Origin of the sequence: Helicobacter winghamensis ATCC BAA-430 (assembly GCF_028751035.1) — a bacterium.
GTDB classification, from domain to species: Bacteria; Campylobacterota; Campylobacteria; order Campylobacterales; family Helicobacteraceae; genus Helicobacter_D; species Helicobacter_D winghamensis.
Genome location: NZ_CP063533.1, coordinates 616,327 through 630,921, shown reverse-complemented (window position 1 = coordinate 630,921; position 14,595 = coordinate 616,327). Strand labels below are relative to the sequence as shown.

Below are 14,595 nucleotides of genomic sequence, written 5' to 3'. Positions count from 1 at the left end.
CAAAACTATCGCCTAAAATTAGGATATTTCTTTTGAATATCTTGCAACTTTTCAAAATCCACCCACCAAGTTTCAAACCCTACATCATAAAGGGGCGTGATTTTAGGGTGTTGCAAAAATTTCCAAAACGCTACGCGAAAGGTTTTTGTATGAAAATGCGGTATCACATAATACTCCCACAACAGCACCCTATCAAGCGCACGCACGCTACTTAATAACTCTTCATAATTACTTGCTTGAATCACTTTTGCAATCAACGCATCTACCACAGGATTTTTCACACCAATATAATTATAGCTCCCTTGCGTATCTGCTGCTTCACTCCCCCAAAAAAATGCTTGCTCATTGCCCGGCGATAAACTTTGTGGAAACACGCTTACTATCATATCATAATCAAAACTTCGCAGACGATTAACATATTGCGCAACATCCACCAATCTAATGTGTAAGGTTATTCCTAAAATTTGCAAATTCTTTTGAAAAGGGATTGCAACACGCTCCATTGCCGGACTTACAAGCAATAGCTCAAATGCAAAAGGGATTCCATCTTTTTGTAATTTGCCATTTTTAATGGAATATCCCGCTTCTTTTAACAAACTTTGCGCCTTTTTCAAATTCTCTCTATTATCACCATTACCCTGACTTTGCGGCAAAGAAAAACTTTGCGTAAAAAGTGCGCTTGGAAGCTGACTTCTAAAAGGCTCTAACAATGCTAGCTCCGCACCTAGTGGAATCCCAACACTTGCAAACTCTGAATTATCAAAAAAACTCTTAGTGCGTGTGTATTGATTGTAAAAAAGATTCTTATTACTCCACTCAAAGTCAAACGCAAGCCCAATGGCTTCCCTAACACGCCTATCACTAAAAAGATTTTTGCGCATATTAAACACAAATCCTTGCATTCCACTTGGCAAAAAATGCTCAAACTCTTGTTTTTGAATATCCTTATTTTTTAACGCATTTCCATTATAGCCCAACGCCCAGTTTTTCGCACTAACTTCTTCTCTAAAATCATATCTCCCAGCCTTAAAAGCCTCTAGAGCAACAGAATCATCTTTATAATAATCAATGGTGATTTTATCAAAATTAAAATGCCCCACACGCGCTGGGTGATTCCTAGCCCAATACCCTTCCACACGCTTATAAGTTACACTTCGCCCCGCTTCAAAAGATTCTATTTTATAAGGACCACTGCCTAGGGGAATCTTTAGGGGATTTTCATTGAAATCCACTTTTTCATAAGCGTGCTTAGGTAAAATCGGCAAATCCCCTAAAATCAACGCTAGCTCGCGGTTTTTATTGTCTTTAAAATTAAAGCGCACCGTGTGTTTATCCACCACCACCACATCTTTAATATCTGCATAATAGCGTGCCATTGAGGGATTCTCCCCCCTTGCAATCGTATTAAAACTAAATTCCACATCAAAAGCCGTAATTTCCTTGCCATCATTAAAACGCGCATTCTCATTTAAATGAAAAATCACAAAAGTATTATCTTTTGCCCTTTGCACTTGCTTTGCAACAAGTCCATATTGACTGCTTGGCTCATCAAAAGAGCGCACCATTAAAGTATCATAAACAAGTTGCAAGCCCTTTGCGCTAACGCCTTTAAGCAAAAAATCATAAAAACTATCATAACTCCCAAGCGCGTATTGCTTAATATGCCCTCCCTTTGGAGCGTTAGGATTGACATAATCAAAATGCTTGAAATTCTTATATTTTACTTCCCCCTGTGCGCTTAATGCAGGAGTGCTATAAGTTTGCGCATTTAACAACGCTCCACAAAACAAAACAAAAGCCATAATAAAGCGCATAAAAATCCTTTGTTTTAAAAATGCAAAGGTTCATTTTAACAAAATATTTACAAATTAACAGACAAGAATTAACATTTTCTTCACATTTATTCATTAAACTTCCGCAAATTTTTCAAAGGAGTCTTTAATGACAAAACAATTTCGCAATATACACATTTATTTAAGTCTATTTTTCTTGCCCATTGCACTAATATATGCACTTACTGGCATTTTATATATCAGTGGATTCAATCAAGATACAGGGGCAACAAAACAAAGCTATACACTCACGCAAAATATTGAAAAAGGCAAGGAAATTGAAGTTTTAGTGGAATATCTAAAAAGCAATAATCTAGATGTTCCCTCTAATCTAACTCCAAAAACAGGCAAAAATAACGCATTAAGCATAGGAGGCACGCACTATAGTGCAAGCATTACCAAAAATACAGATTCCACCTATACAATCACAACACTAAAGCGTTCTCTCATTGGGGATATGATTATGCTTCACAAAGCAAAAGCAAAATGGTACTTTGATGTGTTGGCTATAGGATTTGGCATTACTTTGATTTTGCTTTATCTTTCAGGGCTAATGATTACACTTTTTAATAGCAAGAAAAATCGTAAAATTCAATATGCTACTATTCTAGCAGGCTGCATTGTCAGTATTGCTCTAGGCGCATTGAGTGTAATATAAATATGGAATCCATTTTTTTGGATTCCATCAACAATTAATCTTTAGATTCTTCAAATTTCTTTTTATCCCATCCACCACCAAATGCTTTGTATAAACTAATTGTAGCACTTAAGGATTCTAATCTTGCACCTTCTTGCTCTAATTCTGCTGCAAATAAAGCACTTTGAGTGCTTAAGACTTCAAGATAGCTGACATAACCTTCTGCATAGCGCAAATTCGCAAGCTCTAATGTGCGCTGCAAGGCTTCTACTTGCTCTTTCAAACTATTTAACCTTTGATTTGTCATCTGAACATTAAATAAACTCTCTCTCACCTCTCCAAAAGCTGTGCGTAAAGTCTGTCCATAGGTTAATAACATTTCTCTATATTGTGATTTTGCTAAATCCACATTTGCACTTGTTCTGCCAAAATCTAAAAGATTCCCTATAAAATTACCCCCAAAATTCCAAGTTGAATTTGAAGTCCTAAAAAGTTCATTTAACTGAGGGCTTGCGTAGCCAAAAAGCCCAGTTAGGGAAATCGTTGGAAAATAAACACTGCGCGCAACGCCAATAGAAAAGTTTGCTGCCTTTAGATTCTGCTCTGCTGCTTCAATATCTGGGCGTTTTTGTAAAATACTTGAAGGCAAGCCTGCCTTTATACTAGGTGCGCTCACCAAAGCTTGTGGCTTAGTTGGAATCTTATTTTCAAACATTCCCTTGCCATCACGCCCCAAAAGAATTAAAAATGCACTTTGTGCAGAATTTTGCTCCATCAAAAGACTTTGTAATTGCGCTTGAACACTTGCCATTTCAGATTTTGCTTGCTGCATATCAATCTCTGAAATTTTACCTGCTTCAAACTCTTTTTTGCGATATTCGTAATTTTCTGTACGACTTTTTAGTGTGTTTTGGGAAATTTGCACTTGATTGTTAAGCGTTAAAACACCAAAATAACTTTGCATTATGTTTGCAACTAGACTCAAGCGCACCATATCCCCATTTGCCTTAATTGCAAGTAATTTTGCCAAGGCGCTCCTATCTGCATCTCTAGCTCTACCCCATAAATCAAGCTCAAAGCTAAGCACAGCACTCAAGGAAAAATTGTTATAATTTTCTCTTTGTCCTAAATTTAAATTTTTACGATTCCGTGTTGCTTCACCCTGCGCACTCAAACTGGGATAACGATCACTTCTTGCATAACCCCACTGCGCACGCGCTTGTTCTATGCGCTCCATTGCTACAAGCAAATCATAATTATTTACTAACGCTTCCTCAACAAACACATTTAATTGCGTATCACCAAAATCTTCCCACCACTTCTCTTTAATCTCTAAAACTTCAGAATTCTGCAGTCCTTCTTTAATATCTGGAAGATTTGTAGTAGGCTTAGAATACTTTGGCGATAATGAACAACCACCAAAACCTAAGGCTAAAATCGCAACAAAACTTAAACCAAATTTGTAAATTTTAGGATTCATTTTTTCTCCTTAAATTTGCAATAAATTCACTAAAACGCGCAAAATAAGTATAAAATAGCGGAATAAAGAAAGTTGCAATAAAAGTTGCTGCAAGCATTCCTCCAATTACACCTGTGCCTATTGCGTGCCTACTTGCCGCTCCTGCACCAGTGCTAATAGCAAGCGGTAAAACACCAATAGTAAAAGCTAAAGAAGTCATTACAATAGGACGGAATCTAAGCCTTGCTGCCTCAATGGCAGAATCATAAATATCCTTGCCCTCCACTTCTCTAGCCTGCATTGCAAACTCAATAATTAAAATAGCATTTTTTGCTGCAAGGGCAATTAGCATTACAAGACCAATATTAAAATAAATATCTACATTTAAGCCTCTAAGCCAAGTTGCAAAAATCGCACCAAAAACCGCAAAAGGCACTGCTGTTAAAACCGCCATAGGCATAAGCCACCGTTCATATTGTGCTGCTAAAATCAAAAACACAAACACAAGTCCAAAAACAAAGGCAAGAGAGCCTGTATTGCTACTTGCTTTTTCCTGATAAGAAGTCCCAGACCAAGCAATTGTATAACCTTCTGGTAAGACTTCTTTTGCTACCTCTTCGATTGCCTTTAAGGCATCCCCCGAAGAATAACCCGGTGCTGCATCCCCCATTAACTTTGCCGCTGGAAAGAGATTAAATCTCTCTAAAATATCTGGAGCAATGATTCTTTTAAAAGTTACAAGTGCGCTAATTGGCACCAACTCTCCACTGCTTGAACGCACATAGACATTACGCAGATCCTCTGGGCTCTCTCTAAAAGCACCATCAGATTGAATATTAACTTTATAAGTTCTTCCATAAAGGTTAAAATCATTCACATAATAAGAGCCAAAAGTTGCTTGCAATGTTGAAAAAACATCATTAATATTAACCCCCAAAGACTTAGCTTTTTCTCTATCAAGCTGCACATTATATTGTGGCACATCAGCACTTAATGTTGTTCTAACACTTGTTAATTCTTTTCTTTGTGTAGCCTTCTGCAAAATTTCTTGTGTATATTTTTGTAAATTTTCAATAGAACCACCCGTTCTATCTTGCACATACATCTCAAAACCATCTGTCAAACTAAGTCCCATAATAGGTGGAGGATTAAGTGCGAAAATAATCGCATTAGGATTACGCATTAACTGCCCTGTTAGAGTATTTGCAATAGCTTGAGAATGCTGATTATCTTTCTTGCGCAAATCCCAATCTTTTAATTTCACAAATGCTGCCCCTCCAAATGTTCTAACAGCACTTGAAAGCAAGTCATATCCTGCAAGTGCCATAATTGCTTCAGTATCGGGATGATTTCTAACGGTTTGCTCCATAAAAGAAGCGACATCAGTGGTTTTACTAAGTGCTGTTGCTGGGGGAAGTTTCATAGAAATTAGCAAAACTCCCTTGTCTTCTGAAGGAACAAGACCAGTTGGAACACGCGTAAATAATCCATAGGTAATTCCAATAAGCCCCACAAACAAAATAACATATAATGTTCCGCGACGAATCGCATGCGCGACTTTATCAGTAAATTGATGTGTAAGCCAATCAAAGAAAATATTAAACTTTCTTACAATCCAAAAAGGTTTAGGCTCTTTTGTCTTAAGCAAAGACACACAAAGAGCTGGAGTAAGTGTTAATGCCACAAAACCAGAAATAATAACAGAAATTACAATAGTAATTGCAAATTGCTTATAAATCTCTCCTGCAAATCCACCAATAAATGCTACAGGGATAAATACTGCTGAGAGCACCAAAACAATTGCAATTACAGGACTTGCAATCTCCTCCATAGCCTTTGTTGTCGCTTCTTTTACAGAGAGTTTTTCTTCATGGATTAATCTCTCTACATTTTCAATTACAATAATAGCATCATCAACTACAATCCCAATAGCAAGAATCAACCCAAAAAGTGTCAAAAGATTAATAGAAAATCCTAAAATATACATTCCCGCAAATGCACCAATAATAGATACAGGCACAGCTAAAACTGGAATAATCGTTGCTCTAAAGTTTTGCAAAAAGAAATAAATTACAATTACAACCAAAATAATTGCTTCAATAAAAGTCTTAATCACTTCTTTAACAGATACATCAACAAATGCTGTTGTATCATATGGAATTGCATATTCTAGCCCATCAGGAAAACTTTTAGATAGCTCTTCTAACTTTGCACTCACACTCTCTGCCACATTAAGAGCATTTGCTCCAGGTTGCAAGAATACACCAAAAGCAACTGCTGGCTTGCCATTATAAAAAGCATTTACGCTATAATCCTCAGCCCCTAAAGATACTTTAGCTACATCTTTTAAGCGTAAAGATGAACCATCAAGATTTGTACGGATTAAAATCTCGCCAAACTCATCAGTACTCGTAAAACGCCCCTGTGTAGTTACCGAGTAAGTAAAATCTAAATCTTTTCTAATAGGCTCTTGCCCAAATGCACCCACTGCAAATTGCGAATTTTGCTCTTGCACTGCTGCAATCACTTCAGTAGGTGTTAAATTATACTTGGTAAGCTTATCTGGAGCAAGCCAAATACGCATAGAATATTCCGAGCGACTAAAGAGCGATGCATCTCCAACACCTGGAATCCTTTTTAATTCATCCAAAATATTAATTGTTGCATAATTTGCAATAAAGACTGCATCATGACTTGGAGTATCTGATGAGAGCGAATACACAGCTAAGATTGTAGAAGATCGCTTCTCAACAGTAACACCCATTCTTTGAACTTCTTGAGGCAATTGACTTAAAACAGCTTGAACTCTATTATTTACATTAATAGTTGCTTGATCTGGATCTGTTTCATTGGTAAAATAAATATTAATAGACAATGCGCCACTAGAGGTTGAAGAAGATTGCATATATAGCATTCCCTCAACTCCATTAATACTATTTTCCAAAACACTTGCCACACCACTTGAAATAACCTCTGCACTAGCCCCTGGATAGGTTGCTTGCACAACGACTTGTGGCGGAGTAACCTGTGGATATTCTTCTACCGCAAGCGAAAAAATTGACAGCGAGCCTGCAATCACAATGATAATAGACATTACCATTGCTAAAACAGGACGATTAATAAAGAATTTTGAAAACATTTATGATTCCTTATTGCTCATTCTGTTGCATTGGCACCACAGAGGCTCCAGGTCGCAACTTAATAAGTTGACTCGTAATAATCACATCATTATCACTTAACCCACTCTTCACCACCACAGAATTACCAATAATATGCCCAGTAGTAATATAAACAGGTTGCACTTTGCCATCAACAATTTTAAAGACATAACCCCCTTTTGAATCTTGCATCAATGCCTTTTGAGGAATTACAATAGATTTTTCCAAAATAAATCCCTCTAACTTAATGCGCGAAAACTCTCCAGGAACTAATAAATGCTCTGGATTTTCAACTAATGCACGCGCTTTAATTGTCGCAGTTGTAGAATCAATCACACTGTCAATAAAATCAATCTTGCCTTCTTTTTTATATTGACTTCCATCTGGCAAAATATAATGCACACTTACATTTTCTTGATTTAGTGTGCGAACAAAATAATAATCATTACTCGGAATTGAAAACTCTGCATGAATAGGATCAAGTTGCGTGATAGTTGTTAAAACATTATTTCCACCTGCCACTCCAACTAAATCGCCAATATCATAACGCTTCATGCTAATTTTTCCGCTCGCTGTTGCCATTACATCAGTATAATCCAAATCAATTTTAGCAACATTTAAGCTTGCTCTTGCATTTGCAACTGCAGCATCGGCACTTTCAAACGCTGATTGGGCAGAATCATACTCTTTAGGGCTAAGGGCTTTTTCTTTAAAAAGCTTTTGCGCGCGTTTCCAATCACGACTTGCTACCTTAAGAGTCGCTTGTGCCGAAAGAAGTTGAGCTTGTGCCATATTATAAGCAGCTTGATACTTGGAAGGATCAATTTTAAAAAGCTTATCTCCTTCTTTGACAAGTCCACCTTCCACAAAATGCTGCTCAAGCAATGTTCCCTCTACCCGCGCGTAAATATCTACACTTTGTAAGCTTTCAAGCTTCGCTGGAAAATCAAAACTTACAGGAACATCTGCAGTTTTAACTACATAAGTTCCAACCGAAATTGCTGCATTTTGCTGCATTGCTTGCGCATTCTCATTTTCTTTAGAGCACCCCACAAAAAGAAATACTCCACACGCTAAACCCAAAAGAGTTTTAGAAAACATCATACTAGTTTTTTTCATTAATTTCCCTCATTTAAAAATCAACTTGTAATTTTAATTACACAAAAGATTTTGAAATTCTAGCTAAAGTTAGCTTAAAAACTAAGCTAACTTTACTACAGAAAACACCTTTTAAGTGTAACTAAAAAGTGTGAAGTAAAAATAAATTTAATAAATCAAATAAAACAATCCCAAAACAAAGACAACATCAATACTTTTTAAATCACCTAACATTTAAAAGAATCAAGCTGTGCGTTTAACATATTTGCTTTTTGCGCCATCTCTTTTGAAATCGCATTAATCATATGCACCGCTTCACTATTGTCATTTGTGAGTTTATCCACTTCGCTAATTTGTTTTAACACCATTTGCATTGCTTCAAAAAGAGTATTTGTTTTCTCTAATGCTTTACTTGAAGCTTCAACTGCAGCTTCAAGAGATTTTGTGCTAACCTCTAAAATTTCTGTTCCTTCCATTGAATCATCAGCAACACTTACAATTTTTTGGACATTTGTGCGCATTGCGTTGTTTGCATCTGTAATAGACTGAATAATCATATTAACCACAGCATTGATTTCTCCTAAGCTTTTTTGTGTGCGTTCTGCTAACTTTCTAACTTCATCAGCAACTACCGCAAAACCACGCCCAGCTTCTCCTGCACGCGCTGCTTCAATATTTGCATTAAGTGCAAGCAGGCTTGTTTGATCGGCAATTTCTGCAATAATCGTCAAAACACCCTTAATTTTATCTGTTTCTTGCGTGCTTTGTTCTAGTTGTTCAGCGATATTATGCTCAACACTTACATTTTCTTGCACATTATTTGCTACTTTTAATAATAGCTTTTTAGTGCTAGCTAGCTGATTAGAGGATTCCCGAATATCTTTTGCGCTAAGTTGCACTAAGTCTTTTGCTGCATTTAACATTTCTTCTATTGCTTTGCCAAGACTTGCACTCTCTCTTACAACTTCAACAGAACGCTCAATACGCTCATCAATCTCACTTGAAGCACTAAAAAGCTGATGTGATTGCGTGATATTTTGATGACTAATATCTTTTGCGCTACACACTGTGTTGCCAATTTTTTGAATAAATCTATTGATATATGTGCTTGCTTTTGCAATTTCATCATCATTTTTAACGGGCAAGCGTTTCGTTAAATCCCCATCTCCTTGAGCTAAATCAAATGCCACTTTCGCAAGATTTGAAATTGGGTAAAACACCCAACGATTAAATAGCAAAAGTAATAAAAACAAAGCAACAATACCTACTCCCGCCATTAAAAAAATAATTTTATTGCGCACAGCATTAGAATCTTGTGTCAATTCTTTGATGGAAATTTGCATTTCTGATACACCAAGCACATCGCCCACTTGCGAAGTTGCGTGGCACATTACACAAGCATCTTCCGCCAAAATAGGCTTTGCCATCAAAAATCCCTCATCACTCTCAGTTTTATATGTTCTAATTAATTCTTTTTTACTCTCAAAAACCTTTAAGATCTCTGGCTTTGTAGTAAATTCCTTCTGTAGTCCCATAAGATCGATTACATTTTGAGCTGCAAAAATCTCTAAATTTGCGATTCCATTAACTTTCTTAGAGCCCTCGATAAAGCCACCAATTATAATAGGATCTCCAGTATTCATTGCAACTTTTAACCCCTCTGTCAGCATAGCATTTAGCTGGTGTAATTCCCTTGTAGAGCTACTTTTAGCAATGCTATTAAATCCATTTTGCAGATTATAATACACCATTGTCAGCAAAACTAGCAAAAAACCAATAATCATTACAATAATCTTAGAACGGATAGTTTTTAGCATTTCTCCTCCTAGGAATCTTAAGTTATAAAAATCACTCTAAAAATTTTAAAATTTTAAATCAATAACGCTAAAACACTTGTTAAAAGTATAATATTACTACAAATTTATAGAGTTTATCTTTTCTCTTATGCATTTTTGTTACTCAATGGTAACTCCACTTTAAATTTTGTTCCATCTTTTTCATTTGCAAAAGAGATTTCACCTTGCATAGAGCTTAAAAACATCCGCACCATAGATAAGCCAATTCCAGTGCCACTTTGCTTTGTTGTAAAGAATTTATCAAACACTTTTTTTGCAATCTCTGCTGGGATTCCACCACCATTATCTTTAATATAAAATACACAAACTTTCTTTTTGAAAATATTTTCTTCTAACACACAGCAAATTGTAATCCTTCCCTCTTTAATTTCTTTTTTCTTCAGACGATCCTTAATTGCCTCAATTGCATTATCTATTAAAATAATAATTAGATTTTGGAATTCACTTTTAATTGCATTAATTTTTAATATTTTTTTATCTTTACAAGATAAAAATTTTATGGAAATATTATTATCTAAAATGCTATAAAATAACTCTAAAGTATTTTTAATTACCACACAGATTTCAAACTCCTCCTTTTCCTTAGAGGGAATATAAAATGAGCGAAATGCATCAATGGTATTTGACATAAATTTAATTTGTTCTATCATAATTTTCAAATACTTTTTAAACTCAATATCATCAAGTGTTCCTAAAGATTGCATTTCTTTTAGATTTTGGCACACAAGATAAAGCGCATTTAGTGGTTGCTTCCATTGGTGAGCCACATTACCAAGCATTCTTCCCATTTCTTCATCTTTTGTTTTTTGCGCCAATATTAAATGTCTATTTTGCAATTCCTCTTCAAGCTTTACTAAATCAGATATATCAATAAATGTAAAATATAATGTCGTTTTTTGTGCAAATTCCAAGAAGTTAATAGAAGCCATAACAGGAATTGTCAAATTTGAAATCTGTAATTGCATTCTAAAATTTTGGCGTTGTTTGCTTTGTTTAAGTTGTTCAATCTTCTCTAAGACAAACTGCCTACACTCCTCTTCCTCAAAAAGATCCAAAACATTATAATACAGCATTTCTACTCCAAAAAGACTAGAAGCCGAACTATTGTATTTGATAATTTTTAAATCCTTATCTTGAGCAATAATAATTGCATTTAGACTACTTTCAAACAAATAATTATGCGCATAATCGCTTCTTAAACGCTGCGCAACTTCTTGTTCAATTTGACTAGCAAGCTCCTTGCTTAAGATCTCAACAATTTCTCTTTTGCTTTGAAGATCATTAATAAGCTTTTCACTCTTTTTTAACTCATTATTTAATCGCCTATACTGATTAACAAAATAAATCCCTACCAAAACCAAGCAAACAAAAACACCAAAAAACAAATTTTCAATCAAATAATTCTCCCTCCAATACATAAACCATTCCATTTGCACGCTTCCTTGTCTCTTGAAATTATACAACGCCAAATGCGCTTTTAAACATTTTTAGCGTTTTTTAGCTTTTGTTTTGTTACAATCTTTGGATTTTTTTAAGAAGGTATAAGGAATGACAGCACAAACTAGCCCACTTTTACTTGAAATTGGAACAGAAGAATTACCGGCAATTCCATTTTTAGCAGAGTTACCAAATATCAAAAACAAGTTCCAAAAAATCTTAGAAGCAAAACGCTTAAATTGCGCATTTGACTTTTACTACACACCCCGTCGCCTAGTGATCATTGCAAATGATTTTCCAAAAATCCAAAACGCTGAGATTTTAGAATTTTTCGGACCACCTTTAAGTATTGCCTATAAGGATAATACACCAACGCAAGCAGCATTAGGATTTTTTAAAAAATGTGGAATTGAACCTAAAGACACTCAAACCATAGAAAAAGACGGAAAAGAGATTCTTTATTGCCAAAAAAGCGCGGAGCAGTTGCCTTCAAACACCTTGTTAGAAGAAATTATTAAAGAATTTTTAGAATCCTTAAATTTTGGCAAAACAATGCGTTGGGGGAGCCTAAAAGAATCCTTTATTCGCCCAATTTCTTGGATTTTATGCCTTTTAGATTCCAAAATTATCCCCCTAAAACTTTATGGAGTGGAGTCAAAAGCACAAACTTATGTGCATCGCAATGTGAGTTTTGAACCTTTTGATATTAATTCTTTGGAATCTTATTTGCAAACTTTGGAAAATAATGGCGTAATTTTAGATCAAAATAAACGCAAAGACAGAATCCTAAATGCAATTACTCAAATTGAAAAAACGCAAAATATCCAAGTAGAAATTGACGAAGAACTACTCAATGAAGTTGTAGCAATTACAGAATATCCAACCGCACTTTTTGGTGAGTTTAGCGCACACTTCTTGGAGCTTCCAGCCCCTTGTATTATCACTTCAATGAAAGTAAATCAACGCTATTTTGCCACTTATAAAGATGGGAAACTTCACCACGGATTTATCCTAGTTTCAAATAGTTTGACCGAGAATCCAGAAGAGATTATTACTGGAAATGTGAAAGTTTTACGCGCGCGCTTAGAAGATGCACTCTTTTTTTACCACAACGACTTGAATAATGGATTTATGCCAGAAAAATTAAAGGAGGTTACCTTTGTAGAGGGCTTGGGCTCTATGTGGGATAAAACAGAAAGAGAACGCCTTATCGTAAAGGCTTTGGGTGATTTGTTTAAGGAATCCTTGCAGAAAGGAGAACAAAATTTAGGGTTAGCCTTTGAAATTTTAGATCAAGCTTGCTTGTTTAGCAAAGCAGATTTAATGAGCGAAATGGTGTATGAATTTACGGAGCTACAAGGGATTATGGGATATTACTATGCAAAAGCATTGCGCTATGAAGAGCGCGTTGCACTTGCAATCAAAGAGCAGTATTTGCCAAACTCAGAAGAAAGTGTCTTACCTTCAAATCTTATAAGTGCCATTATTGCCCTTGCTTACAAACTTGATAATCTTTTAGGGCTTTTTAGTATCGGAAAAATTCCAAGCGGTTCGCGCGATCCTTTTGCATTGCGCCGTGCCGCAAATGGTGTGATTAAAATTATTTTGCATTTTAATTTGCCTTTTAATTTAAGAGAAGTCTTACAAACACTTAAAAATCATTATAAAGATTTTGACACAACAGGGCTAGAAAACTTTATTCTAGAGCGTTTAGATTCCACATTAGAGTTTAATCCATCACTTTTACGCGCAGTTTTAGCTACAAATGAACGCGATTTGGCACAAATTTTTCAAAAGCTAACTGCCCTAGATTCTGCACTTAAAAACCAAGACAAGCAGCTTTTAACACAAACTTTCAAACGCCTAGCGAATATCACAAAAGAAGTGGATTTAAAAGGTGAACTCCTCATTAAAGAAGACAAGCTTTTAGCAAGTGAGGAAATAGAACTTTATAAGAGCTTTAAACAATGCGAATTTAGCGGTAATGATTATGCCAAACACTTGAAATCTTTGCTTGCTTTAAGCCCAATTTTAGAACGCTTCTTTGACAAAGTGCTTGTCAATGCACCTGATGAAGATTTTAAAAACAATCGCAAACATTTGATTGCGCGCATTTATAGAGAGTTTTTAAATATTGCAGACATTAAAGAAATTAGCTTTTAGGATTGCATTTGCAAGTGTTTAAGGGGATTGAAATTGAGCAAATTAAAAAAGCTATTGAAGCTAAAAAGCAAAATTTTGATATACAATGGCTTGGAAAAAGTCTTGCTTACACTCCCTATCAACCCCGCCCCTTAGACTTAAAGCGTGAAGACTCACTCAATGTAATTTATAGTCTTGCAAATTCTAATGATGAGAATTTTTTATTTCAAGCAAAAGAACTTGAAAAGAGCGCAAAAGCCTTTATTATAGAATCTTTAGAAATTGCAACATATCTTAGGCGTTATATTAGTGTGCCTTTGGTTTATGATTTTTTGATTTTGGATTCCTATCAGCTTTTAGAAGCACTTGTTTATGGGACTGATAGCGTAATGTTATATCCAAAATATTTAGAGCAAAAAACGCTTAAAGAACTTAGCCAATACGCATTAAAACTAGGCTTAGAAAGAATATTTTGCATAGAATCCAAAGAAGATTTAACAAAAGCAATTTTTGCCAAGGCAGATATTTTAAACCTTAATAAAAATTTCTCACTTATTCCCTTAATCCCTAAGCAAAAAATTCTTCTTTCAAATTTGCAAAACGCCAATCCTGAAATCTTCAACACACTCGATGCGCGTATTCTCTAAAAATATATCTTTTAAGCGTTAATTTAGATTCTTTTAACTAAAAGCTACATTTCATTTTAATTTGGGAGCTTTTTATGTCTTTAATGATTAATGAAGAATGTATTGCTTGTGATGCTTGTCGGGAAGAATGTCCAAATGAAGCAATAGAAGAAGGAGATCCTTACTATATCATTGATCCAGAACGATGCACGGAATGCTTCGGTTTTTATGATGAGCCTGCTTGTCTTTCTGTTTGCCCTGTAGATGCGATTATTTCAGATCCTGATAATGTAGAATCATTAGAAGAATTAAAGTTTAAACATTCACAAATCCATCAAGAAGACTAAGGA

10 protein-coding genes are annotated in these 14,595 nt (G+C 35.3%); 4 read left to right on the top strand and 6 right to left on the bottom strand.

The features are described 5' to 3' along the window. Positions 1 to 5: 5 nt before the first annotated feature. Positions 6 to 1,814, bottom strand: coding sequence for an extracellular solute-binding protein (locus IP358_RS03290; RefSeq protein WP_006801699.1), 1,809 nt, complete (start codon positions 1,812 to 1,814; stop codon positions 6 to 8). A 127-nt stretch (positions 1,815 to 1,941) separates the two neighbouring features. Here IP358_RS03290 and IP358_RS03285 point away from each other — a divergent pair, with 127 nt between their 5' ends. After that, entirely contained in the window at positions 1,942 to 2,490 is a 549-nt protein-coding gene (locus tag IP358_RS03285) for a hypothetical protein (RefSeq protein WP_006801700.1), read from the top strand. A 34-nt stretch (positions 2,491 to 2,524) separates the two neighbouring features. Here IP358_RS03285 and IP358_RS03280 read toward each other — a convergent pair whose 3' ends face one another. The 5 genes from IP358_RS03280 to IP358_RS03260 all read right to left on the bottom strand — a co-directional run bounded on the left by IP358_RS03280 (position 2,525) and on the right by IP358_RS03260 (position 11,470). Beyond that, on the bottom strand, positions 2,525 to 3,949 hold the full coding sequence (locus tag IP358_RS03280; RefSeq protein WP_006801701.1) for an efflux transporter outer membrane subunit: 1,425 nt from the start codon (positions 3,947 to 3,949) through the stop codon (positions 2,525 to 2,527). Next, entirely contained in the window at positions 3,939 to 7,067 is a 3,129-nt protein-coding gene (locus IP358_RS03275) for an efflux RND transporter permease subunit (RefSeq protein WP_040498206.1), read from the bottom strand. The genes IP358_RS03280 and IP358_RS03275 overlap by 11 nt, the downstream gene beginning before the upstream one ends. 10 nt (positions 7,068 to 7,077) lie before the next feature. Then, entirely contained in the window at positions 7,078 to 8,205 is a 1,128-nt protein-coding gene (locus IP358_RS03270; RefSeq protein WP_006801703.1) for an efflux RND transporter periplasmic adaptor subunit, read from the bottom strand. Positions 8,206 to 8,411: 206 nt separating this feature from the next. Next, positions 8,412 to 10,001 carry a methyl-accepting chemotaxis protein gene (locus tag IP358_RS03265; protein WP_006801704.1) on the bottom strand — a complete coding sequence of 530 codons (1,590 nt, stop codon included), beginning with the start codon at positions 9,999 to 10,001 and terminating at the stop codon, positions 8,412 to 8,414. Positions 10,002 to 10,126: 125 nt separating this feature from the next. Next, on the bottom strand, positions 10,127 to 11,470 hold the full coding sequence (locus tag IP358_RS03260; RefSeq protein WP_370521377.1) for a PAS domain-containing sensor histidine kinase: 1,344 nt from the start codon (positions 11,468 to 11,470) through the stop codon (positions 10,127 to 10,129). A gap of 118 nt (positions 11,471 to 11,588) precedes the next feature. Here IP358_RS03260 and glyS point away from each other — a divergent pair, with 118 nt between their 5' ends. The 3 genes from glyS (at position 11,589) to IP358_RS03245 (ending at position 14,592) form a co-directional block, all read left to right on the top strand. Beyond that, positions 11,589 to 13,640 (top strand): glycine--tRNA ligase subunit beta, encoded by a 2,052-nt coding sequence (gene glyS / locus IP358_RS03255; RefSeq protein WP_006801706.1) that lies wholly within the window; start codon positions 11,589 to 11,591, stop codon positions 13,638 to 13,640. Between the two features lie 14 nt (positions 13,641 to 13,654). Further along, positions 13,655 to 14,266 (top strand): beta/alpha barrel domain-containing protein, encoded by a 612-nt coding sequence (locus tag IP358_RS03250; protein ID WP_248613370.1) that lies wholly within the window; start codon positions 13,655 to 13,657, stop codon positions 14,264 to 14,266. Between the two features lie 74 nt (positions 14,267 to 14,340). After that, on the top strand, positions 14,341 to 14,592 hold the full coding sequence (locus IP358_RS03245; protein ID WP_006801708.1) for a YfhL family 4Fe-4S dicluster ferredoxin: 252 nt from the start codon (positions 14,341 to 14,343) through the stop codon (positions 14,590 to 14,592). The last annotated feature ends 3 nt before the right edge of the window (positions 14,593 to 14,595 follow it).